At 47.4% G+C, this 21,449-nt stretch carries 13 protein-coding genes; 7 read left to right on the top strand and 6 right to left on the bottom strand.

What is annotated here, in order from left to right:
- Window positions 1-581: 581 nt before the first annotated feature.
- On the bottom strand, window positions 582-2,765 hold the full coding sequence (gene glgB / locus EZMO1_RS05760) for a 1,4-alpha-glucan branching protein GlgB (RefSeq protein ID WP_051789787.1): 2,184 nt from the start codon (window positions 2,763-2,765) through the stop codon (window positions 582-584).
- A 111-nt stretch (window positions 2,766-2,876) separates the two neighbouring features.
- The gene (locus EZMO1_RS05755; RefSeq protein ID WP_201772168.1) at window positions 2,877-4,322 is read right to left on the bottom strand and encodes a carbohydrate porin; all 1,446 of its coding nucleotides are present in this window, start codon (window positions 4,320-4,322) and stop codon (window positions 2,877-2,879) included.
- Window positions 4,323-4,644: 322 nt separating this feature from the next.
- Here EZMO1_RS05755 and EZMO1_RS05750 point away from each other — a divergent pair, with 322 nt between their 5' ends.
- On the top strand, window positions 4,645-5,658 hold the full coding sequence (locus EZMO1_RS05750) for a LacI family DNA-binding transcriptional regulator (protein WP_051789789.1): 1,014 nt from the start codon (window positions 4,645-4,647) through the stop codon (window positions 5,656-5,658).
- Window positions 5,659-5,839: 181 nt separating this feature from the next.
- On the opposite strand, the gene EZMO1_RS05745 is transcribed toward EZMO1_RS05750, so the two are convergent.
- Window positions 5,840-6,673 carry a hypothetical protein gene (locus EZMO1_RS05745; protein ID WP_222842197.1) on the bottom strand — a complete coding sequence of 278 codons (834 nt, stop codon included), beginning with the start codon at window positions 6,671-6,673 and terminating at the stop codon, window positions 5,840-5,842.
- A 488-nt stretch (window positions 6,674-7,161) separates the two neighbouring features.
- Between EZMO1_RS05745 and malE the strand changes: the two genes are divergently transcribed.
- From malE to EZMO1_RS05715, 6 genes are all read left to right on the top strand, one after another.
- Window positions 7,162-8,340: a maltose/maltodextrin ABC transporter substrate-binding protein MalE gene (gene malE / locus EZMO1_RS05740; protein ID WP_034874823.1), complete on the top strand. Its 1,179-nt coding sequence runs from the start codon at window positions 7,162-7,164 to the stop codon at window positions 8,338-8,340.
- Window positions 8,341-8,419: 79 nt separating this feature from the next.
- Entirely contained in the window at window positions 8,420-9,970 is a 1,551-nt protein-coding gene (gene malF, locus EZMO1_RS05735) for a maltose ABC transporter permease MalF (protein ID WP_034874825.1), read from the top strand.
- A gap of 3 nt (window positions 9,971-9,973) precedes the next feature.
- Window positions 9,974-10,864: a maltose ABC transporter permease MalG gene (gene malG, locus EZMO1_RS05730; RefSeq protein ID WP_034874827.1), complete on the top strand. Its 891-nt coding sequence runs from the start codon at window positions 9,974-9,976 to the stop codon at window positions 10,862-10,864.
- Window positions 10,865-10,939: 75 nt separating this feature from the next.
- Window positions 10,940-12,073, top strand: coding sequence for an ABC transporter ATP-binding protein (locus tag EZMO1_RS05725; protein WP_034874829.1), 1,134 nt, complete (start codon window positions 10,940-10,942; stop codon window positions 12,071-12,073).
- A gap of 141 nt (window positions 12,074-12,214) precedes the next feature.
- Window positions 12,215-14,395 (top strand): 4-alpha-glucanotransferase, encoded by a 2,181-nt coding sequence (malQ, locus tag EZMO1_RS05720; RefSeq protein WP_034875624.1) that lies wholly within the window; start codon window positions 12,215-12,217, stop codon window positions 14,393-14,395.
- A 95-nt stretch (window positions 14,396-14,490) separates the two neighbouring features.
- Window positions 14,491-15,915, top strand: coding sequence for a glycoside hydrolase family 13 protein (locus EZMO1_RS05715; protein WP_034874831.1), 1,425 nt, complete (start codon window positions 14,491-14,493; stop codon window positions 15,913-15,915).
- Window positions 15,916-16,230: 315 nt separating this feature from the next.
- On the opposite strand, the gene EZMO1_RS26110 is transcribed toward EZMO1_RS05715, so the two are convergent.
- The 3 genes from EZMO1_RS26110 to EZMO1_RS05695 form a co-directional block, all read right to left on the bottom strand.
- Entirely contained in the window at window positions 16,231-17,694 is a 1,464-nt protein-coding gene (locus tag EZMO1_RS26110; protein WP_145912488.1) for a basic helix-loop-helix domain-containing protein, read from the bottom strand.
- A 149-nt stretch (window positions 17,695-17,843) separates the two neighbouring features.
- Complete coding sequence (locus EZMO1_RS05700; RefSeq protein WP_145912487.1) at window positions 17,844-19,256, bottom strand: hypothetical protein; 1,413 nt, start codon at window positions 19,254-19,256, stop codon at window positions 17,844-17,846.
- A gap of 512 nt (window positions 19,257-19,768) precedes the next feature.
- A complete protein-coding gene (locus EZMO1_RS05695; RefSeq protein WP_034874841.1) occupies window positions 19,769-21,256 on the bottom strand; it encodes a hypothetical protein in 1,488 nt (495 codons plus the stop codon).
- Window positions 21,257-21,449: the final 193 nt, after the last annotated feature.

The following is a 21,449-nucleotide window of genomic DNA, read 5'->3' as shown; positions in this document are numbered from 1 at the left end:
TTGGCATATCCTAGACCATAAAAATTGATCTGTTGCACTATTTTCCCGTCAGACTGACTCCGTACGAAAAACGTTCACAGCTACGAAAAATCATCACCAGAAGTTCTGTAAACGCTTACAGGAACGGTCAGGAAAAAGTGCTGCCCCGGCTAAAAATCCACAGGCAGCCTTGTTCTGAAAACAGTGACTGCTCCTCCAGCTAAAGCAGGAGGCTTCTGACTTCACAGGCTACAGCCAGTCGATAGTAACTGGACTTACACAGAAGCCTCCATCAGCAGAACCGGACAGCCCTTCCGGCTTTTAAAAGGTCTTTGTTTGATTTGTTGGGTATCTATACGGTTCCCTCTACGATGCGTTTCAATAACGACTTTCGCGGGTCTTCTAGCCCAACAGGCAGATACTCTGCCTTGATTTTTTATTCGCAGCGCTTGGTTTTCGTCACCGCTAGTCTCTGGCTTTGAGACAGACCTGCTGAGAATATTAACAGATAAGTGCAAATACTCAACCGGAGTCCTTGCGGACTCCCGCCTTATATCTCCCCACTTAAAGTAGGGAGGCTTACGGCGAAAATGCTAAAACGGTCAGATGCCCTGCAGAATAAGGGTTGATAATGGCGGAAGGGTCAAAGAAAAGCTCTGTTTATAGCCATGAGATGGAACCATTTCACTGTTGTACTGATCATCGCCCACGCCACTGCCGCCATACCGGAGATCATCTGTGTTAATCAGTTCGCACCAGCCTTTTGACTCGGGAACTCCCACCCGGTAATGGTTCCGGACAACCGGTGTCATATTGCAAATCACTACTACCGGGTTACCGGCTTTATCACGACGCAGCCAGGCATAGACACTCTGCGCATGGTCATCAATAATCAGCCAGCGGAATCCGTCGCGGCTATGATCCAGCTCATAAAGAGCAGGTACACTGCGATATACAACATTCAGATCTTTCACCAGTGTTTGTATGCCTGCGTGCTCTTTCTGCTCAAGCAATGACCATTGCAAACTGCTGTTGACGTCCCATTCTGAAGTGGATGCCAGCTCATTCCCCATAAACAGCAGTTTCTTTCCGGGGTGAGCAAACATAAGACCATAATAGGCTCTCAGGTTAGCCATCTTCTGCCAGGCATCTCCCGGCATTCTATCCAGAATTGTGCCTTTGCCGTGTACCACTTCATCGTGCGACAGTGACAGTACAAAATTTTCACTGTAGGCATACACCATACTGAAACTCAACTCGGTATGATGATAACAACGATGTTCCGGTAATCGTTGCATATATTCCAGAGAATCGTGCATCCAGCCCATATTCCACTTGAAGCCAAAACCCAATCCACCTTCATTAACCGGCCTGCTGACACCACCCCAGCTGGTTGATTCTTCGGCAATGGTCATACAATCCGGAAAATAACGTCCTGCCAGAGTATTCAAACGTTGCAGAAACGTCACCGCTTCCAGATGTTCGTTACCACCATAGCGGTTGGGCTTCCATTCCCCTGCCTGTCTGGAGTAATCCAGATACAGCATGGAAGCCACTGCATCCACCCGCAGTCCGTCGATATGAAATTCATCCAGCCAGAACAGTGCACTGCTGATCAGAAAGTCCTGCACCCAGCCACTGCCAAAGTTATAAATGAGTGTGTGCCAGTCTGGGTGGAAACCGCGAGAAGTGTCTTCGTATTCATACAAAGCCGTACCGTCAAAACGAGCCAGCCCGTGTTTGTCTTCGGGAAAGTGAGCGGGCACCCAGTCCAGAATCACCCCGATACCGGCCTGATGGCAACGATCAACAAAAAACTTAAAGTCATCCGGTGAACCATAGCGACTGGTGGGAGCAAACAGCCCCACCGGCTGATACCCCCAGGACTCAAAGTAAGGGTGTTCATTCACCGGCATCAGTTCAATATGGGTAAAGCCCATTTTCCTGACATAAGGAATCAGCTGTTCAGCCAGTTCACGATAACTCAACGGACGACCATCACTGTGACGTTTCCACGAGCCGGGATGCACTTCATAAACGGACATCGGCTTAGAATGCATCTGCGTACGATGTTTTAGCCAGTCATCATCGCGCCACTGATAACGTTGTGGCCTATCCACGATGCTGGCAAGGCCGGGGTACTGTTCACTGTATCGACCAAAAGGATCGGCTTTCAGTGGCAACAAATTTCCCTGTTGATCATGAAGTTCAAACTTATATAACGCCTGCTCTTCAACACCGGGAATGAACAGACGCCAAATACCGTCGTCGGCACTCGCCATGGGATGAATACGCCCATCCCAATCGTTAAAGGAACCCACGACACTGACTGAACGGGCATTGGGCGCATACACTTTAAACAGTGTGCCCGAAATGCTGACCGAAGCACTGACAGCATGTTCGTGCAAATGAGCCCCCAGGTGTCGATACAATGCCGACGGCTCTATATCATGCTGTTTTAATACGTACTCGCCAAACTGGTAAGGATCAACAATCTCTTCCTGTCTGCCATCGCTCATGACCGCTTTTATGACATAATTAAATGCTTTCTTTCGGCGTGGCAGATGCCATTCAAATAAACCCGGCGACAGACACTTCATTGTGCTGATCACCGTTTTGCGGGGTAATTGAATGAGCGTTGCACTAACGGCATTGGGATTCCAAAAACGAACCACCAAACCCTTACCACTGTCGTGTGGCTGAATACCCAGATAATCAAAAGGGCAGGATACCTGGGCACGATCAAGAATGCCGGATATTGCTTTTGGGTTGATGTCGGCCGTCATACCGCTAATTCCTTTAAACGCATTTTAATCAATTAATTTAAAAAAAAGCCGGTACTAAAAAGCACCGGCAAATAATGAAGTATCTATTTAGCCACTCACACTAAGAAAGGGTTAGAACCAGATTTCTGCCTCCACACCGAATTGCCATACGCCTTTTTTCTTACCAAACTCTTCGCCCCAGCCATAGCCTTCTTTGGCATCTTTATACAGGTAGGTCACAAAAGGTTTGATCTGTGGGCGACCAAAGTAATCAGCGTTCACAGTAAACACACCTGCCATCTCTACGGTATAGAAGTTGGCTTTACCGCTGGCACCGGTAGCCGGGCCACTGCCGCCTTTACTCCACTCATCGTAAATCCAACCAGCCGGAGCATCCTGATAAGCGTAGGAAGCAGTCCACTCCCAACGGAAATTGTCGTGTACCCGATAAGTTGGGCGAACGGCTACCAGACCGCGATGGATGGTATCGGTCTCACCTTCTTTGCTCAAACCGAAGATATTCTTACCGTAGAGGTAAGTGACTTCAGAGCCCATCTGCCAGTTATCGCTGATATTCAGGACACCGTAAGAGGTAAAGAACCAGGTTTTCGCGTCTTTATTGGTAGCAGCACCTGCACCATCCAGACCGTGGTCAAAGCCACCAGACCAGGCACCGAAGTTAACACCACGGTTAGCAGCCATGCCTTCACCGTATGCCAAACCAGTCTGAGACCAACCATCAAAACCATACCAGTCGCGGTTATAGGTAACAGCTAAGCCAATACCATCGGTAGCTGAGTCTTTACCGTAAGCCTGCTTAAACTTCGTTTCAGAGCCCTGCTGCATGATTTTCAGGTCAAAATCGAAGCTACCGCCCAAACCTTCGTGACCATAGGTGTAAAGATCGAGAGAGTGCATTGTGGCACGCTGCCCTACTTTATCTTCAATATCTTTTTTTACTTTGCCTTCACCCGGATCAACAGAAACCAGTGCAATACCGGTACCGCTTTGCTCATAACCAAAGCCCATACCGGAAGACTGCTTCCAGAATTCACCGGATAACAGACCTGCAGAACGATTCAGGAAGCGGCGACCTGCCCAGACATGTGCGTCTTCCGGCAAATAATCCATACCGCCCAGCTTCATGAAAGCTTCTTTTACTTCAAAGCGGCCTTCATCAGTATCGTTTTTAGCTTCGCTGCCAGGAGAGGAGTAGAAGTAAGAATTACCGTTACCGTATTCCGCACGAATACCCAGTTCAGACCAGACTCCATTCTGAAATTCGGTTTTCTTTCCAATAACGAATTCAACCTGATTCGCATTGTGGCCTGTTGTACCAGCGGTGTGATAATCAGGCTTGCCAAATTCATTATGAGTACTGATACCTTTATCAGTAAAACGGACACCTGTGCGAATATAACCATTCACAGTCCAGCCATCAGTCAAAATATCGGTCGGGTTAGAAACCACTTCCTGAATAACGGATTCAGTGGATTCTTCCGCTAATACATTACCGGTAAACATTACAGCTGAAACGGCGGCTGCCAGCGGTACTACTTTAAAGAAGCGTTTGGACACTGCTCCTGACTCCCTGGTTATTTATCTATGTATTTAACAAGACACTTCAAGACAACAGCGCAGCAATAATTACCCCCAATTACTGCACTAACATGAAATGCCTTTGAGAAATGAATTACGTCATTGGCGTGGTTTGCATTTTGCCAATGTAAGCTTTTGACGCAATATGAAAAGGTTTTGAGAAAATTGAACAAGAGATAACCAAAGGTACCAACCAACGTCGTGAATTGATCAGAATCAAGAAAACGATATTTTCAGATACACTCTGTAACAGTCCTGTTATGATGACCTACCGGAGTCACACGCAGTAATTGATTGAATTATGGGACGTAACAAATCTGAGAGTCAGGCAACGATTCTTCAGGTAGCAGCTCAGGCCGAGCTTTCCATCGCTACCGTGAGTCGCGTACTGAACGGGGGAAAATATGTTTCAGAAAGCACCCGCAAAAAGGTATTGGAAGCTGCTAAAGAGCTGAACTACCAGCCAAACTACATGGCACGCCAGCTACATGGTCAGGATGATTTCAGTATTGGTGTTATTCTGGGGCTGGAACTAGGCACCATCTCTCCTTTTGCACTGAAAGTGTATGAAGTGTTAAAAGTCCATCTTCAACAAAAAGGCTATCGCGCTAAACGCGCCAAGTTCTCTATTGACGGTCAGTTAGAAACAAAAGCCAAAGCATTTATTGCGATTGGCATTCATGAAAGTGACCCGAGATTAAAATCCATTGACCAAGACGGGATTCCGGTGATTCATATTGGCGAACCCAAAGAAGATTCATTCTGGGTAGCCTCCAATGATGAACAGGGTGGTTTTCTGGCAACACAGCACCTGCTGGATAACGATTGCCGGACTATCTATTTTGTCTGTCTGAATGGCGATCACCAGGTCTCACAATTACGACGCGCCGGATATCGCCGGGCGCTGATTGAAGCTGGATTGATTCCTTCTGAAGTCATTGAAATTGGCAACAGCACCGGCCTGCCTGCATTGGACAGCTACCGTCGTATACGTACATTGATGGAATCCGGTTTGCGTCCCGATGGTTTTGTTGCTTTTTCAGATATCGTTGCAACAGGCATTTGTATGGCACTGGCCGACCTCGACAAAAAGGTGCCGGATGACGTGCATGTAGTGGGTTACGACGGCATTGATAACGATCGCTATCACGCCCTGACCTCGGTCTGCCAGAATATTGAAGGCATTGCCAGCAAAGCGGCCAACCTGGTGATCGAAGCCATTCGCAATGAAGCCCCAAGAGGAGAGTTTTTGAATGTTATTCTACGACAGGGGCACACAACAGGCGTCCCGACAGTAATAGCCCAGGCCTCCTGAGATTTTCCCTGCTCACTTATTGACTGGCTTATTGACTAAGGGAAGTGGCAAAGAAGCACTCACCATTAACTCGTCATTCCCACCTGCCCGGGAATGACGAGGGATTTTTCTGTCTGCTGCCTCCCTTATACCAATTCTGTCTTCTAAACATGAATTGGTATTAGAGGTCGTCTCAATCACCCTATCGATCCGGCTCCCGTTCATCATTCTCTTTGCACTCTTTGTTGCAGTACAGTTTCCTGTAACGCAAAAATACCTCTTCAAGCTGACGCATTTCAGCGCGCAGTTCCTCTTGTTCAGCTTTTATCAGGTTCATTACGGCCAGCGAATAATCGCCTGAATTAATTTGTTTTTTGATATCGAGACCCAAAGCACTCATCTTGACAACTATCCCCTGATACCTTCTTTCAAAGGACTCAAACTGCTTTATTTGTATGCAAAGACCATAATTTTCAAGGCCCCGCTCGCAGTTTTCAGAAAATACGCAGACCGTCTCATCATTAGTCATCAGCTCAAGGTTCTCTTCAGCATTTGACGTACCATCGGCTCCCCTGGTGCATCCAGAACAACATATTCTGGAAAGCATGAAACAAAGTCGCAGTAACCAGCGCCGAATACGATTGTTATAGTCCGGATACCTGTCATATTCTTTTTCACACCTGTTAAACGGACGCTCCGGTGGCTCATTGCCACCAGCCCCACTCGTTATTCCACCCTGCCCCAAGCCTCCGGAGGCATTGATTTGGATTTGCGCCACCCACGAACCAGAGGAAGTGCGCCTGCAAGCAACTCTGCCTTCATTTGCCTTGCCCTTACCTGCGCCATACTGAAGGCAACAGGGATAACCAGCAAAGTGAAAGAGCGGATGGTTTTTTTCATCAACAAAGAATGCAGGGTGCCAGAAAGTTGCCAGAGCCAAGGCATCTGCCCTGGTATTCGGGATAAAAAAAACGGCAAGCAGAAAAGAAGCCACCGACCCGATTAGCATGGATTCCTTATCATAAAACCTAACCATGGAATCACTACCTATGCCATCATCACGACAAGGTTTAGTCATGAATGGCCTTAAAATCAAGATCCTGCAGGATCAGAACGACACACCAACCCAACTATCGTGCTTCATTTTTCCGGGTTCAGAGCTTAAGTCAAGTCAGTTCCGTTGGTTATGACTTGCCGTTATTAACCATTTGACTGCCCGGAATCGGCTAATTTTCCAGCAAAAAAACCACCGAACCCCCGCCTCTGAAGGTCAGTGTAAACGCACACCATTTGGAAACGTTTACACATTGATTCACAAAGCCTTTCACCAGAGCATAAGCGGCGTAACAACAACATCCAGTCCATAGAAATTTGCCTTTGATTACATACACATAGTCGTGTATTTATCCCGATGAACCCGTCTTTGGTGAAGAATCGTTGGCAAAGATCTGTCGGGCTGACGTTCTTGATTATCAACACCAACATAAACTGCTAGCTAAAAAGCAGACTGTCAGGAGTAAAGTCATGCTAAAAAAATCCCTCGCCGCCGCCATTGCCCTAACCGTAGCGTCAGGCAGCGCTTATGCGTTTTCCGAAGACGAACTGACCATCTGGGTCGGTGGCGACAAAGCCTACAACGGTATCAGCCAGGTGGGTGAACTGTTCGAAAAAGAAATGGGTATCAAGATTCGTGTAGAAATCCCGGAAAACATCACCGACCGTTTCCAGCAGGCTGCTGCCACCGGTCAGGGCCCTGACATTCTGCTTTGGGCTCATGACCGTTACGGTGAGTGGGCACAGTCCGGTCTGCTGTCTGAAATCAAGCCATCCAAGTCTTTCTATGACGGCATTGTTGACCTGGGCTGGCAGGCGACCACCGTTGACGGTAAAACCTACGGCTACCCGATCGCTATGGAAGCCATCGGCCTGATCTACAACAAAGACATTATTGAAAAAGCGCCGTCTACCTACGAAGAAATGTTCGCCCTGCGTGACGATCTGAAGAAGAAAGACAAGGATATGGCCACCATCATGTGGGACCAGATTCAGCCTTACTTCTCCATGCCAATGCTGGCTTCCAACGGCGGCTATGTCTTCAAGGAAACCGAAGCCGGTTACGACGTTGAGTCTGTAGGCGTAAACAACGAAGGTGCCCGTAAAGGTGCGAGCATGTTTGCCCGGCTGATTGAAAAAGACGTTCTGCCACGCGGTGTTGACTACGGCGTAATGGACTCCACCTTCAACAACGGCAAAGCCGCCATGATGGTATCCGGCCCATGGGCATGGTCCAACCTGGACAGCTCCGGCATCAACTACGGTGTTGCACCACTACCCACCATCGACGGCAGCCCGGCTCGTGCCTTTGTGGGTGTCTGGGGTGCCACCATCAACAATGCCACGCCTAATAAAGCACTGGCTCAGGAGTTCCTGGAAAACTATCTGCTGAGCGAAGACGGCCTGAGAACCATGAACAACGACGTGCCTCTGGGTGCCGTTGCCAACAAAGCCTTCATGGAAGAGCTGAAGTCTGACCCTCGCATCGCGGCCACCTATGAAGGTGCCATGAATGGTTTGCTGATGCCAAACGTACCGGAAATGGGCAAGTTCTGGAGTTCCATGGAAGCAGCCCTGAGCAATATTGCCAATGGCCGTGAAGAAGTGAATGCCGCTCTTGATAATGCCGCTAACCGTATTTTGAACTGATCGTCTGATCTTATTTTCTGAGCTGAATACGAACCGGAGCCTGCTCCGGTTCGTCCCCGTCCTGATTCGGAGAACCAACATGAAACAGCCACAGGATGCCGGTGGAGTACTATCTGGAAAAGTAGTATCCGGCAACGGGCTAAAGTGGGCACTGGTCGCCGCTATTGATATTGCATTGCTGTATATCATCACCCTGATGTACGCACAGGGAGAAATTGCTTTTGCCCTTGTCATCCTGCTGCTGGGAAGTATCGGTACCTGGGTGTTCACCAGCGAGAAAGCCTACAACTTCCGTTACGTTTACCCAAGCTTGTTGGGGGTCATACTGTTTGTCGTATTTCCTCTGATTTATACCGTTAATATTGCCTTTACCAATTACAGTTCCACCAACCTGCTACCGTTTGAGCGGGTTAAACAGATTCATCTGGACAAAACCTACAGCAGTGGCGAGGAAAAATTCGCCCTGAGCCTATACCAGAACAACGACGCCTACCAGCTGGAACTGACTAACACCCGTAACCACGAAGAATCCTATACAACACAAGCGTTTACCGTCGCTCAATTGCCCGGGACAGTGTCTGCCGATAGTGCCATTCAGGCTGAAGGCGACAAACTGGCCATGCGCGATATCATTCAGCTACGCAGCGATCTGCGTCTGCTGACGGTCATGCTGCCTGACGAATCCAAACTGGTCATGACCAGTCTGCGTGAATTTGGTGCAATGGCACAATTGTTTAGTGAAGGCGACAATGACAGCCTGATCAACAACCAGACTGGCGACGTTTATCACCCTGATCACGAAACCGGCTTCTATGTCAGTCAGGATGGCGAACGCATGGCACCCGGCTTCACCGTTTACATTGGCTGGGATAACTTTGTCAGAGTCGTCAGCGACCCGGGTATTCAGGGTCCGTTCTGGAAAATTCTGGGCTGGACGGTGACTCATGCCACTCTGACCGTAATGTTCACCCTGATCATTGGTTTGCTGCTGGCCTGCCTGGTGCAGTGGGAACCTTTGAAAGAAAGTGCCATTTACCGGGTATTGCTGATTCTTCCCTATGCCGTGCCCGCCTTTATTTCCATTCTGATTTTCCGCGGACTGTTCAACCAGAACTTCGGTGAAATCAACCTGGTGCTGCACAACCTGTTTGGCATTAAGCCCGAGTGGTTTACCAACGAATACCTTGCCAAGGCCATGATTCTGATCGTGAACTGCTGGCTGGGTTACCCCTACATGATGATTCTGACCATGGGGCTGTTGAAAGCCATTCCGGAAGACCTGTACGAAGCGTCTGCCATCGACGGTGCCAATCCGCTGCACAACCTGCGTCACATCACGGTGCCAATGATTATCAAACCATTAATACCGCTGCTGATTGCCAGTTTTGCCTTCAACTTCAACAACTTTGTCCTGATCAACCTGTTGACCGGCGGCGGCCCGAACCTGCTTGATGCCTCAACACCGGCAGGTGCCACCGATATTCTGGTGAGTTACACCTTCCGCATTGCCTTTGGCAGTTATGGACAGGACTTTGGTCTGGCATCCGCCATCGCCGGGTTCATCTTCGTCATCGTTGGTTTCATCGCCTGGGCCAACCTGAAAGCCACCAGCAAACTGCAGGAGCAATAAAAAATGGCCATGGTGCAACCAAGAAACCTGAAATACCGTGTCTGGGCAGCGCGCCTGTTCCTGATCGCATTCCTGTGCCTGATTATGTTCCCGTTCCTGATGATCATTTCCGTATCATTCCGGGCGGGTAACTTTGCCACCGGCAGCCTGATTCCGACCAATCCGAGTCTGGAACATTGGGCCATGGCATTCGGCATTCCGTGGGAACGTGCCGATGGCACCCTGATGCAGCCCACCTTTCCGGTGCTGACCTGGCTGTGGAACTCGGTGAAGATCAGTGTTGTTACATCGACGTTTATCTTGCTGCTGTCCACCACCGGTGCTTATGCCTTTGCCCGCCTGCGCTTCCGTTTCAAGCAAGGGCTGCTGCAATCCATGATGATTCTGCAAATGTTCCCGGCGGTACTGGCACTGGTGGCTTTCCACGCCATCTTCGACAAACTGGGGAACTTTGTTCCATGGCTGGGACTGAACACGCATGGTGCGGTCACCATTGCTTACCTGGGTGGTGTCACCATGAACATCTGGCTGATCAAAGGCTATTTCGAAAGCATTGATAACGCGCTGGAAGAATCCGCCGCTATCGACGGTGCAACACCATGGCAGGCCTTCCGCCATATTCTGCTGCCTCTGTCCGTACCGATTCTGGCGGTGGTCTTTATCCTGGCGTTTATCGGCATTATCGGTGAATACCCGGTGGCATCGGTCCTGCTGCAAGACATGGACAAGCTGACTCTGGCCGTGGGTGCCAACCAGTTCCTTAACCCTCAGAACTATCTCTGGGGTGACTTTGCCGCCTCAGCCGTACTGACCGGCCTGCCTATCACCATTATTTTCCTGATAGCGCAGCGTTATCTGGTCAGCGGACTGACGGCTGGCGGCGTTAAAGGCTAAACGACATATTATAGAGCGCTGGTCGGTACAAAAAACTCCGGCCAGCCAAACGACAAGATTACGGAATTCGATATCATGGCTGAACTTAAACTGGCAGGACTGGACAAGAGTTACGACGGTGGCAAGTCATACGTTCTGAAAAACATTAACCTGAATATTAACGACGGCGAGTTTGTTGCTTTTGTCGGCCCATCCGGCTGCGGTAAGTCTACTTTGCTGCGTATGATTTGCGGTCTGGAAGACATCACCGACGGTGACCTGGAAATCGCTAACGAACGTGTAAACGATATGCCACCCAACGAACGTCGTGTCGGTATGGTGTTCCAGTCTTACGCTTTGTACCCGCACATGACCGTTGCTGAAAACATGGCATTCGGCCTGAAGCTGGCCAAAGTCAGCAAGCAGGTCATCAACGAGCGTGTACAAGAAGCGGCCCGCATTCTGCAGCTGGAACCACTGCTGGATCGTAAACCTAAAGCCATGTCCGGCGGTCAGCGTCAGCGCGTTGCCATTGGTCGTTCCATTGTGCAGGAGCCACGGGTTTTCCTGTTTGACGAGCCTCTGTCGAACCTGGACGTAGCCTTGCGGGTTCAGATGCGTCAGGAACTGTCACGCATTCACAGCCGTCTGAAAACCACTGCCGTGTATGTCACCCACGATCAGGTGGAAGCCATGACACTGGCTGACAAAATTGTCGTTCTCAGCCCGCTGGCAAAAGGGGCAGACAGCAACCTTGAGCAGGTGGGTGCGCCACTGGAACTGTTCCACCACCCTCGTAACAAATTTGTTGCGGGCTTTATCGGCTCTCCGAAAATGAACTTCTTCCGCGGTGAAATTGTGGAAACCGGTTCTGAAAAAACCATTGTTCGTCTGGAAACCGGAGAACAGGTGATTGCCTGTAACGATACATCGTCAGCCAAAGCAGGCGATAAAATCACACTGGGCATTCGTCCTCAGGATGCACTGGCAGAAGTGGACGGTGACAATGTGATTACCGGAACCATAAAGGCACTGGAACGTCTGGGTACTGAATCCTTTGTCTACCTGAACCACCCGGCCATTGAAGAAGACTTTATTCTTAGAACAGAAGACTCCCGTCGTCGGGAAGAAGGTTCTGAGTTCAAAGTAGGCGTTCCGGCTGAAAGCTGTCACCTGTTTAATGAGGATGGATTGGCATTCGCCCGAACCAAAGCACCACATTACGATTAATTCTATTTCATTATTTAACCAATGTGTTGGGATTTACTTTGTTTATCCCAACCGAAAAATCATCATTAATTTATAAAACATTAAATGGAAACCGGAACTCCCCCACCCGGTTTCTGTTTAATCAACCGATACCAGCTTGTTATGTCAGACAATCAATTAATAAACCAGCTCGCCGGGCTGTGTGGTATTTCCAGTGAATATCTGGATTCCGAAGGACTGCCGGTGACTATTGCGCCTGAAAATAAAATCCCGCCTTTAGAAGCCATGGGATTTAATGTAAGCAGTAAAGAGTCTATCAAAAAAGCGATTAAGCAAAAGTCCGATGAGAAATGGAATCAAAGTATTCCAGCAGTGGTTGTTTTACATCAGAACAAACCGTTTGCTATTGAAATAAGACTGCCTGAAAAGAAACTTCCGGAACAATTTGAAATCACCGTAACACTCGAATACGGTGAAATTCGAATGTTCAAACGTGACTTGAATGAACTGACGGTTGTTGAAAGCGCCAAAGTCGGAAAAAACAACAAGGTCTGCCTGTCCTTGCCTCTGCCAGCCGATCTGCCACTGGGCTATCACCATCTGAACATTGAAGGTATTGCTTCTGCCTGTTCCTTGATTGTTGCACCGGAAACCTGTTACGAGCCTGAAGCCCTCATGAGCGGTGGAAAAATCTGGGGTTCCGGTATTCAACTGTACTCTGTTCGCTCGGAAAATAACTGGGGCATGGGCGACTACCGCGACCTGAACGATATGGTCAGCCAGCTGGCTGATAACGGTGCCGATTTTGTGGGTCTTAACCCTGTACACGCGCTGTATGCCGACAACCCGCTGCACTGTTCGCCCTACAGCCCGTCTAGCCGAACTTATAGCAATGTGTTGTATATCAACCCTGAGCTGGTGCCGGAATTTAGCGAATGTGAACTGACTCGACAGCTGTTTGCCAAAGACGACTTCCAGATGCATCTGGCTGAAGCACGACAGCAGGATTATGTTGATTATGAGACCGTCGCGACTCTGAAGTTTGAAGTTCTGGAAACACTGTACGACTACTTCTGCAAGGTTCACCTGAAACAGAACACCGAACGGGCAAATGCATTCCACGCATTCTGTCAGGACAATGGTGAAAGTCTTCGTCAGTTCGCCACGTTTGACGCGCTCTTTGAACACTTCCGCAAGCAGGACATCATGAGCTGGGGCTGGCCTTGCTGGCCTGAGGCCTATCAGACGCCAGACACTAAAGAGGTGAAGGCGTTTGTCAAGAAGAATGAGAAACGCATTCGTTATTTTGAGTTCCTGCAATGGCTTGCCAGTGAGCAATTTGCCGCGGCTCAGAAAACCGCCACGGAAAAAGGCATGATGGTGGGTGTTTATCGTGATCTGGCCGTTGGGGTAGACCGTGGCGGCGCTGACACCTGGAGTAATCCAAGCCTGTATTGTCTGGATGCCAGCACCGGTGCGCCACCGGATGCTCTGGGACCACAGGGTCAAAACTGGGGACTGCCGCCGTTTAACCCACTGGTGCTGCAGGAACAGCGATACGAACCGTTTATCCGCATGATTCGCAATAACATGCGTGACTGTGGTGCTCTGCGTATCGACCATGCCATGGGACTGTTTCGCCTGTGGTGGTGCCCTAATGGCAAGAGTGCCGCCTATGGTGCCTATGTTCACTATCCGCTTCAGGATCTGCTGGGCATTATTAAACTGGAAAGTCGTCGCCTGAACTGTCTGGTGTTTGGTGAAGATCTGGGTACGGTTCCAAAGGAAATTGAAGCGGCGTTACCGCCTGCCCGTTTGTACTCCAGTCTGAACGGTATACATCTGCAGGAAGGTGATCGCTATCCGATGCCCAGCTCCTTTAAACCTCGCGCTATGGCGAACCTGACCTGCCACGACACACCACCGCTGAGAGGATGGTGGGAAGAGAAGGATCTTGATCTTGCCAATACACTGGGCATTTTTGATGATGAACGAACACATCAGGAGCGCCTTGACCGTGAATACACCCGCAAAGCGGTCATTAACACACTGGCAATGATTGGGGAGCTGCCAAGCGGCATCAATCCATACGATGAAAAAAGCCCCGGGTTCAGCCGTGAGCTGATGGAACGCTTTACTTATTATCTGGCGCTGGCTGAGTCACAGATCACCAACGTACAGCTTGAAGACTGCATGATGATTGATACATCGGTGAACGTGCCCGGCACCAGCGAAGAGTATCCAAACTGGCGTCGTCGTTTAACGGTGAATCTGGGTGAATTCTTCTCCGATCAGGAGAACCGCCGGTTCTTCCACAACATCAGCCAATGCCGCCAGGCATAACCTGAACATCAGCCCGCCACCCTGTTGTGCGGCGGGCTGATAACCATGCCACCTTATCTTTTTCTGCGATTGTTTTATCGTTATAGTCTTTAATCATGCACACCAAACACAACATTGATACGCCGGAATGGGTCAAGCACGCTGTCTTCTATCAGGTGTACCCGGATCGTTTTGCCCGTAGCCAAAAAACACCGCACCCCCGTGGTATTCAATTTCTGGAATGGGGTTTCGATCCTGCATTGCAGGGATTTCAGGGTGGTGATCTGTACGGTGTCGCAGAACATCTGGACGACCTGAAAGAACTGGGGGTTACTGCGTTATACCTTAACCCTATTTTCAGTTCTGCCTGTAACCACCGTTACCACACCTACGATTACTTTGAGGTTGATCCGCTGCTGGGTGGCAACGAAGCTTTCCGTTACCTGCTGGATGAAGCGCACACCAGAGATATGAAAGTGGTTCTGGATGGTGTATTCAATCACGCCAGTCGTGGCTTCTGGGCTTTTCATCACATTCTGGAGAACGGTTCCGAATCGCCTTACATTGACTGGTTCAAGATCCATGATTACCCACTGAACCCTTACCCTCGTAGTGGCAAAGAAGCATTGAATTACGACGGTTGGTGGGGTTTGCCAGCACTTCCGGAATTTAATCACAACAACCCCGGTGTTCGTGATTATATCTTTGACGTTGCCCGTCACTGGATGGAGTTTGGTATTGATGGCTGGCGTCTCGATGTCGCCGATGAAATAGACGACGATGAATTCTGGCGTGAATTCCGTACGGTGGTGAAATCGGTAAAAAGTGACGCGTATATCTGCGGTGAGGTCTGGAGCAAAGCCGAGCGCTGGCTGCAGGGCGACATGTTCGATTCCACCATGAACTATGTGTTTACCAAAAACGTGCTTAGCTACTTTGGCAGCAACTACCTGCATGGCTACTCCAGAACCCATCTGGAAATTGAACCCAAAACCACGGCACAGTTTATGGAAGCCATAGACGACAACCTGGCCAGTTATGACGAACAAATTAATCAGGTTCAGTTCAACCTGCTGGGCAGTCACGATATGGCACGGCCATTATGGATACTGGGAGAAAACAAAGGCGCATTAAGCCTTTGCTGGCAGTTCCTGATGACTATGCCGGGAGCACCCTGTATTTATTACGGTGACGAAATAGCCATGAGTGGCGGCGATGATCCCGACTGCCGCGCTGCCTATCCGTGGGATCTGCCCGAACTGCAGGATCAGGACATGCGCGACCATGTAAAAGCCCTGACGACACTGCGCCATCGTTACAAAGCGTTGCGTACCGGCACTTTCAAGTTTTTGAATGATTCGACGAACGATGTCGTGTCTTACCAGCGTAAAGACGAGCAGCACTGCCTGAATATTCTGATCAACCGCAGTGAGCAACCACAAACGGTTTCCCTGCCTGAAGGCCGGGTTTGCTTTGGTGAACTGGATACCGATGGTCGCCTTTCTGCTCAGAGTGGTGTTGTGATCGAGTTAGAACAGTAAAGACATTAAAACAGTAAAGACATTAAAACAGGAAAGTGCCCTGAACCGGCCTGAAACAATGATCAGTCGGTTCAGTTGTTATAATGCAATTCCACTTTCTAAATTTGAATTGGTATTATACCAATTCCGTTTTCTAAATATGACCATGAGCAAGCCAATCCAAATCGCTGGGCAAGGAAGAACGACGAGTAATAGCTGGCTATTGCGAGGAGTTCTGACGCAGAACCAGCGGTTTGGAATGGCTGCGCAATTCATGTTTAGAAGACGGAATTGGTATTAGTCAACGATTGGCTTGTGCGACTTTATTTCCGTGCACTATTTCCGTGGACTATGCTGCCAGCATACCCCCATGGCTCCATTTCCGGAAGCTGCAGGATTTGATGGCGTGACTATCCTGGCAACTGCATCGATTTTTTGCTGTGCAGCATTAGCCATTGCCTTGTAAGAGTCCCTTTCATGTTCAAGCCGTTTTTTATCATCCCTGAGAAATTTACTTTCTTCACGAAGCCGCTTAATTGTATGTGAATGATGCTTATTGGCAGCATCGATCACACCAAGCTTTGCACTGATTAAAGCATTTTCGTCCAGCAGCTTTTGACAGTCATCTTTGGCCCGCTTCAGTTGCTTTTGCGACTCTTCGAAAAGGTACATAAGCTCATCAGCTCGGTTTTCCTGTCCCTGATCATCCTCTCTGTAAAACTCTTCATCGTCGTCATCAGATGGCTCAAATACTTCAGAATTTCTCGATCCGCTGTCAGTAGCAACAGAATTAATGCCCACTTCTGATACATTGGTCACTCCCCCTTCAGGCGGGTTAGCTTCCAAGGGCATCAGTTCTGTAAGCCGTTGAGCAGCTCGCTCAAAGATATCTATCCGGGTCTGTACTTTTTTGCGCCCGAAATTGTCAGTAATGAAGTGCCTGTTAGCCTGCTTTTCGAAACCTAATAACATTGCAAGATTATCCAGACATTGCCGTTCATTGCCTCTCCTCTTATTGGTTGTGGCTGAATTTTTTTTAGTGAATCTTTTAGTAGTAGTAGCTCCGGTAGTAGCTCCGGTAGTAGCTCTGGTAGTAGCTCCGGCTGGATATGTTTGTTTTCTTGAATGTTTGCAAATGCAGTTACAAATCGAGCAAAACCCAAACCTGGTATGACCCGGATCATCATCAGGAGGACGATCATCCCCGTTAGTTGCTTCTCCTCCCGGCACTGAGCCTGAAGCACATGGCCCGGGGGCAATCGGGATATACGACGTGCTCTTTCCCCCTCCCACCCTTTGCCGTACCTGGTGTCTACTGACACGACCACTTGCGGACCGGTACCGGATCCTGTTGCCTTTTTGTATAATGTCCAGAGTCTCTGAATCAGCCAATTCATAGTAACCTGCGGCAAACACCTGCTCTAAATAAACAGCAGTTGTAAGAATAATAATGCTCCAGATCATTTCAATCTCTGTGGTCATCACATTATGAGATAAAGCTGCAACGACCGTTAAACCCTGCTTCTCCTGATAAGTCGACAAAATATCGATATGTACCTGTGCTGCCAACGTTATGTCACAAGCCTGGCATGGAAAAGTCAGTTCGTTACTGTTTATGCTTCTTTCTGTCAGATCCATTGTAATCCCATTCAAAGGGTGAATCAGCGCGCATCCATAGCCTGGCGGTGCAATGATCTGTTGTACCGAAACCAGGTAAGGTTCATTACCCTGCGCTTCCATTATCAATGAGAGTGGTAAGAGTAAAATACCAAGGAGAATGCATATGAAATGTTTAATCATAATTAACGTACAATTTTTTAGGCAAGATTATTATTAAAACCTCTCTCTTACAAATTATAAGAAGTTAACAATCAACCGTTCGAGATGCCTTCCGGACCCATAAGATAAATTATTCTTTTGCAGTCTGAACTGCCTGAACCAAGCGATGGTCATGGGATATTTTTCCAACAAAGAACTGTTGAACTGCCAGCGGCACCTGCGTCTGTAGTCATTTCATGTATAGGCGACTGCTCTGTAGCCAGATAATAATCCCGAACCTGATTTGCCTGTGATCTCAACAGCCGGTCTATTGTATCAACGGCTCTTCCATGCAGTTTTGAAAGTTCCCCACATTCCTGCTCACGCTCTTCACAATATGTTTCTAAATCTTCCATCTGTGTATCAAGTTCTTGTTTTTCCTTTTCAAACTCATCACATCGTGACTGTAATTCTGCCTTCTGTGTATCAAGTTCTTGTTTTTCCTTTTCAAGCTCATCACATCGTGACTGTAATTCTTCCTTCTGTGTATCAAGTTCTTGTTTTTCCTTTTCAAGCAGACAACATCGTGACTGTAATTGAAGACATAACGCTTTTAAATATTCATTGTCTCGTGTTAAATGTTTATTGTCATGTGACAAGACATCGCACTTTTTATCCCTACATTCAAGCTCAAACCTTGCTATACCCCCCTGATATCTGGTTTCCAAAACCTTATAAACCTTATAAACCTGATAATCGCGATTTTTTCGATATTTTTGATCACTCGTCTTAGTACCATTTTTCACTCTCTTTTCTGTCACTTCTTCTTCATTTTCATTAGGTTGAACAGTAATCTTCTTACGTTTGGCAATTTTACAGTACCCTCCCCCGCAGGCTGGACAGTGTACTCCTTCGGTATGGTAAAGTTGTTGATCACGTGGCGGATCATTACCATTGAATAAGTCATCAACTGTATAGCTTCTTTTAAAACCGCACTGTGGAATCTCCGATGGTGGATCCCAGAAGTTGGTTATAATTTTTTCAGACTGTTTACCCTGTCCACGCCCGCTCACTGTGCGATACCAGACTGCATCACCTTTTTGTAAAAGCGTAAGTGTGTCTGATTCCGGCAAACCTTCGTAATCTTTCAGATAAACAGCTATGGTTCGCATGATGGTTCGCCAGAGTGCAACGGTTCCCATGATGGATACATCGTATAACAAAGCAACAACAGCCCTTTGCCACTGCTCATCAATAGAAGTGGATAAAACCGTAAAACTTATCTGCGCTTCGTATGCTGCCTTGTGATCACGCTTACTATAAGCCAGCGATTCGTGTTCAACAGCTTCATTATCCGGAAAATGACTACCCAGAAAAAAGGCTGCAGGAACATTCAATGGATCAATTCTGGCGCAGCCATAGTCTGACGGGGTATTTATCTGGCTTACCAAGAATAATGGGAGTTCCTGATCACCTGCCTTGATCACACTTGAGACGAAAAAAAACAACGAGCCAAACAGAACACTAATACAGATAGAACAGGCAGAGTAGCGTTCTGAAAGACGGTCGAAAACCTGCTTCGATCTTTGAATGATAATTAACATAATAAACATTCAGCAACGTTGGCTTTGAGTCATGCTGCTTCATAGATTCCAAACGAACAAAAACTCATGAACGCAAGCAGGTATAATTTTTATTCTGGCAATGATTACAAGTCATACTCTTGGCTTTAGAGTCCATCTTAGGCTCTTAACCATAGAAGCAATTCTTACTATAGCAACTGAAAGACAGTGGACTGGTGAATAGTAAAGACTATGATGGCCAGCATGTCCACTTTTTAAAATAAGATTCAGAACCATGGGCGCTTATGATACAGATAAAAGCTCTGTGAGCATTAATAGCTAACCACACAAAATAATGTATTTCTGGTCGATTCCGTATGATCAGCTACTTATCATCCACCAAACAATAAATATGGATGAGAAACTTTTTCCTGAGCTAGCTGTCACCAGCCATTTGCCAATCTGCAAAAACTCAAATTCTGATGCTGTTATGTTTTATCAGAAGTCAAAAAGCTAGCCTCCGCGTTATTCTTATATCTTTATATCTACAGGCACTACTTTTTCCAGCAAAGCCGGCTGCCATCATTCGCTCCGCCATCTTTGTTTGAGTTATTCGCATCTTTAATTTTATTAAGTTCCTGATTTATTTCCACATTCCTTCTGAGAAGGTCATCTCTTTCGTCTAAATACTGTTTTTCTGCTTGTTCAAGTTCCTCAACTCTGCACTCAAGTCTGTTGTATCTGGTTTGAAGACACTTATTATTTTTCTGAAGTTCCTCATATTTTTTCTCTTTCTTTCTCTCTCTTTGGTCTTCACACATTTTCTTCTGATTTTTTGCTTTGAGCGAGGCTAATTGATCATTAAGGGCTTTATTTTCTTCTTCCTTCTCATTTACAATAACTTCCAAAGCTCTAATTTCATTAGCTGCTTCATTAGCTTCAGCAAATAAGGATTCATAAAAAGCCAAGTTTTGATAATCATATTCGATATGCTCTTCACTATCCTCATAGAATTCCTCATCAGAATCTCCCAATTCTATTGGTTTTGAGTTTTGTAGCTCACACGCAGTGCAGGTGCCAACCATTGTGAAATTTGTTGACCCTTTAGCCATCACTTCATCAGATTGTTGTTTTTGCAATAAATCAATTATTCGTTTGAGAACACCTGCCTGCGTAAACTCGCAATAGCGACCATCTACATTTTTGTAGTATCTACCTCTTCTTTGCTTCTTTAACTTCAGAATCTGTGTTGCCATGATGTCAATACAAGCTTTTACCTCTTTTCTGGTATCAACTGGTTTTTTTTGTTGCACTTTTTTTTTGCATGGACCGGAACAGAGTGGGCAAAACCCTCCTTCTGTGTGATATAGCTCATACTCGGGAGGAGGATGACCACCACCGTCAAGGAGCATACCATCTGTGGATTCAGGGTTAGCAGCACCGAAGTTAGTAGCCACAGCGGTCTGCGTCTGACTTCTATGGCGCTTTCCACGATAGGTGGCTCGTCCAGTTACAGACCGGAACCGGACCCTGTCACCCTTTTGTATAATATCCAGAATTTCGGGGTTTGATGCCCACTCGTTAACAGCTAAAAATTCCTGCTCTAAATAAACAGCAATTGTACGAAGGATGGTAATCAAAGAGAAGGCCTTTTCCAGGTGGCTAATCTCATCTTGAAACAGGGCTACAGCAACCGTTAAACCATGCACATCATAGTATGCAGATAAAATACCAAAGCTGATCCGTGTGCTGAACGTTGTTTCATGACTTTCGGTGGCAAGGGCAAAACCGCTGTTGGCGGGAATCTCTCTCGCTAAATCCATTGCGATTCTGTTTAGTGGCTGGACTCGCGCACAGCCATATTCTGATCCAGACGGAACTGTCATCGGGTTCACCAGAAATACAGGAAGATCACTATCACTAGCTTTGACAACATCAGACAACGAAAAAAACAATACGAAAAACAGAAAACTTATATAAAAGGCGTTGTAATACGAAAGAGAGCTAAGCCCGTACTTATAGCTTTGAATGATAATTAGCATAATAAACATTCAGTAAAACTGGCATCAACATCACATCATTTCACATGGATTTGAAACGAAAAATGACCATGAGCACAAGCAGGCGTGGTGTTTGACCCTGACAATGTCTTTAAAAGCAGCTTTCTATGGCTTAAAGCCATAAGTTCAGAGTCATCGTTCTAAGAGGCCGTCTTAAAATTAATTAAACGACAGT

The organism is Endozoicomonas montiporae CL-33, assembly GCF_001583435.1.
Lineage (GTDB): Bacteria > Pseudomonadota > Gammaproteobacteria > Pseudomonadales > Endozoicomonadaceae > Endozoicomonas_A > Endozoicomonas_A montiporae.
The sequence above is the reverse complement of the archived record's forward strand: the minus strand, read 5'-3'. Positions and strand labels throughout refer to the sequence as shown.

Coding starts and splice junctions, on each gene's coding strand:
- glgB (WP_051789787.1), bottom strand. CDS start 2,765: ATGACGGCCGACATCAACCCAAAAGCAATATCCGGCATTCTTGATCGT.
- EZMO1_RS05750 (WP_051789789.1), top strand. CDS start 4,645: ATGGGACGTAACAAATCTGAGAGTCAGGCAACGATTCTTCAGGTAGCA.
- EZMO1_RS05745 (WP_222842197.1), bottom strand. CDS start 6,673: ATGGTTAGGTTTTATGATAAGGAATCCATGCTAATCGGGTCGGTGGCT.
- malE (WP_034874823.1), top strand. CDS start 7,162: ATGCTAAAAAAATCCCTCGCCGCCGCCATTGCCCTAACCGTAGCGTCA.
- malF (WP_034874825.1), top strand. CDS start 8,420: ATGAAACAGCCACAGGATGCCGGTGGAGTACTATCTGGAAAAGTAGTA.
- malG (WP_034874827.1), top strand. CDS start 9,974: ATGGCCATGGTGCAACCAAGAAACCTGAAATACCGTGTCTGGGCAGCG.
- EZMO1_RS05725 (WP_034874829.1), top strand. CDS start 10,940: ATGGCTGAACTTAAACTGGCAGGACTGGACAAGAGTTACGACGGTGGC.
- malQ (WP_034875624.1), top strand. CDS start 12,215: ATGTCAGACAATCAATTAATAAACCAGCTCGCCGGGCTGTGTGGTATT.
- EZMO1_RS05715 (WP_034874831.1), top strand. CDS start 14,491: ATGCACACCAAACACAACATTGATACGCCGGAATGGGTCAAGCACGCT.
- EZMO1_RS26110 (WP_145912488.1), bottom strand. CDS start 17,694: ATGATTAAACATTTCATATGCATTCTCCTTGGTATTTTACTCTTACCA.
- EZMO1_RS05700 (WP_145912487.1), bottom strand. CDS start 19,256: ATGTTAATTATCATTCAAAGATCGAAGCAGGTTTTCGACCGTCTTTCA.
- EZMO1_RS05695 (WP_034874841.1), bottom strand. CDS start 21,256: ATGCTAATTATCATTCAAAGCTATAAGTACGGGCTTAGCTCTCTTTCG.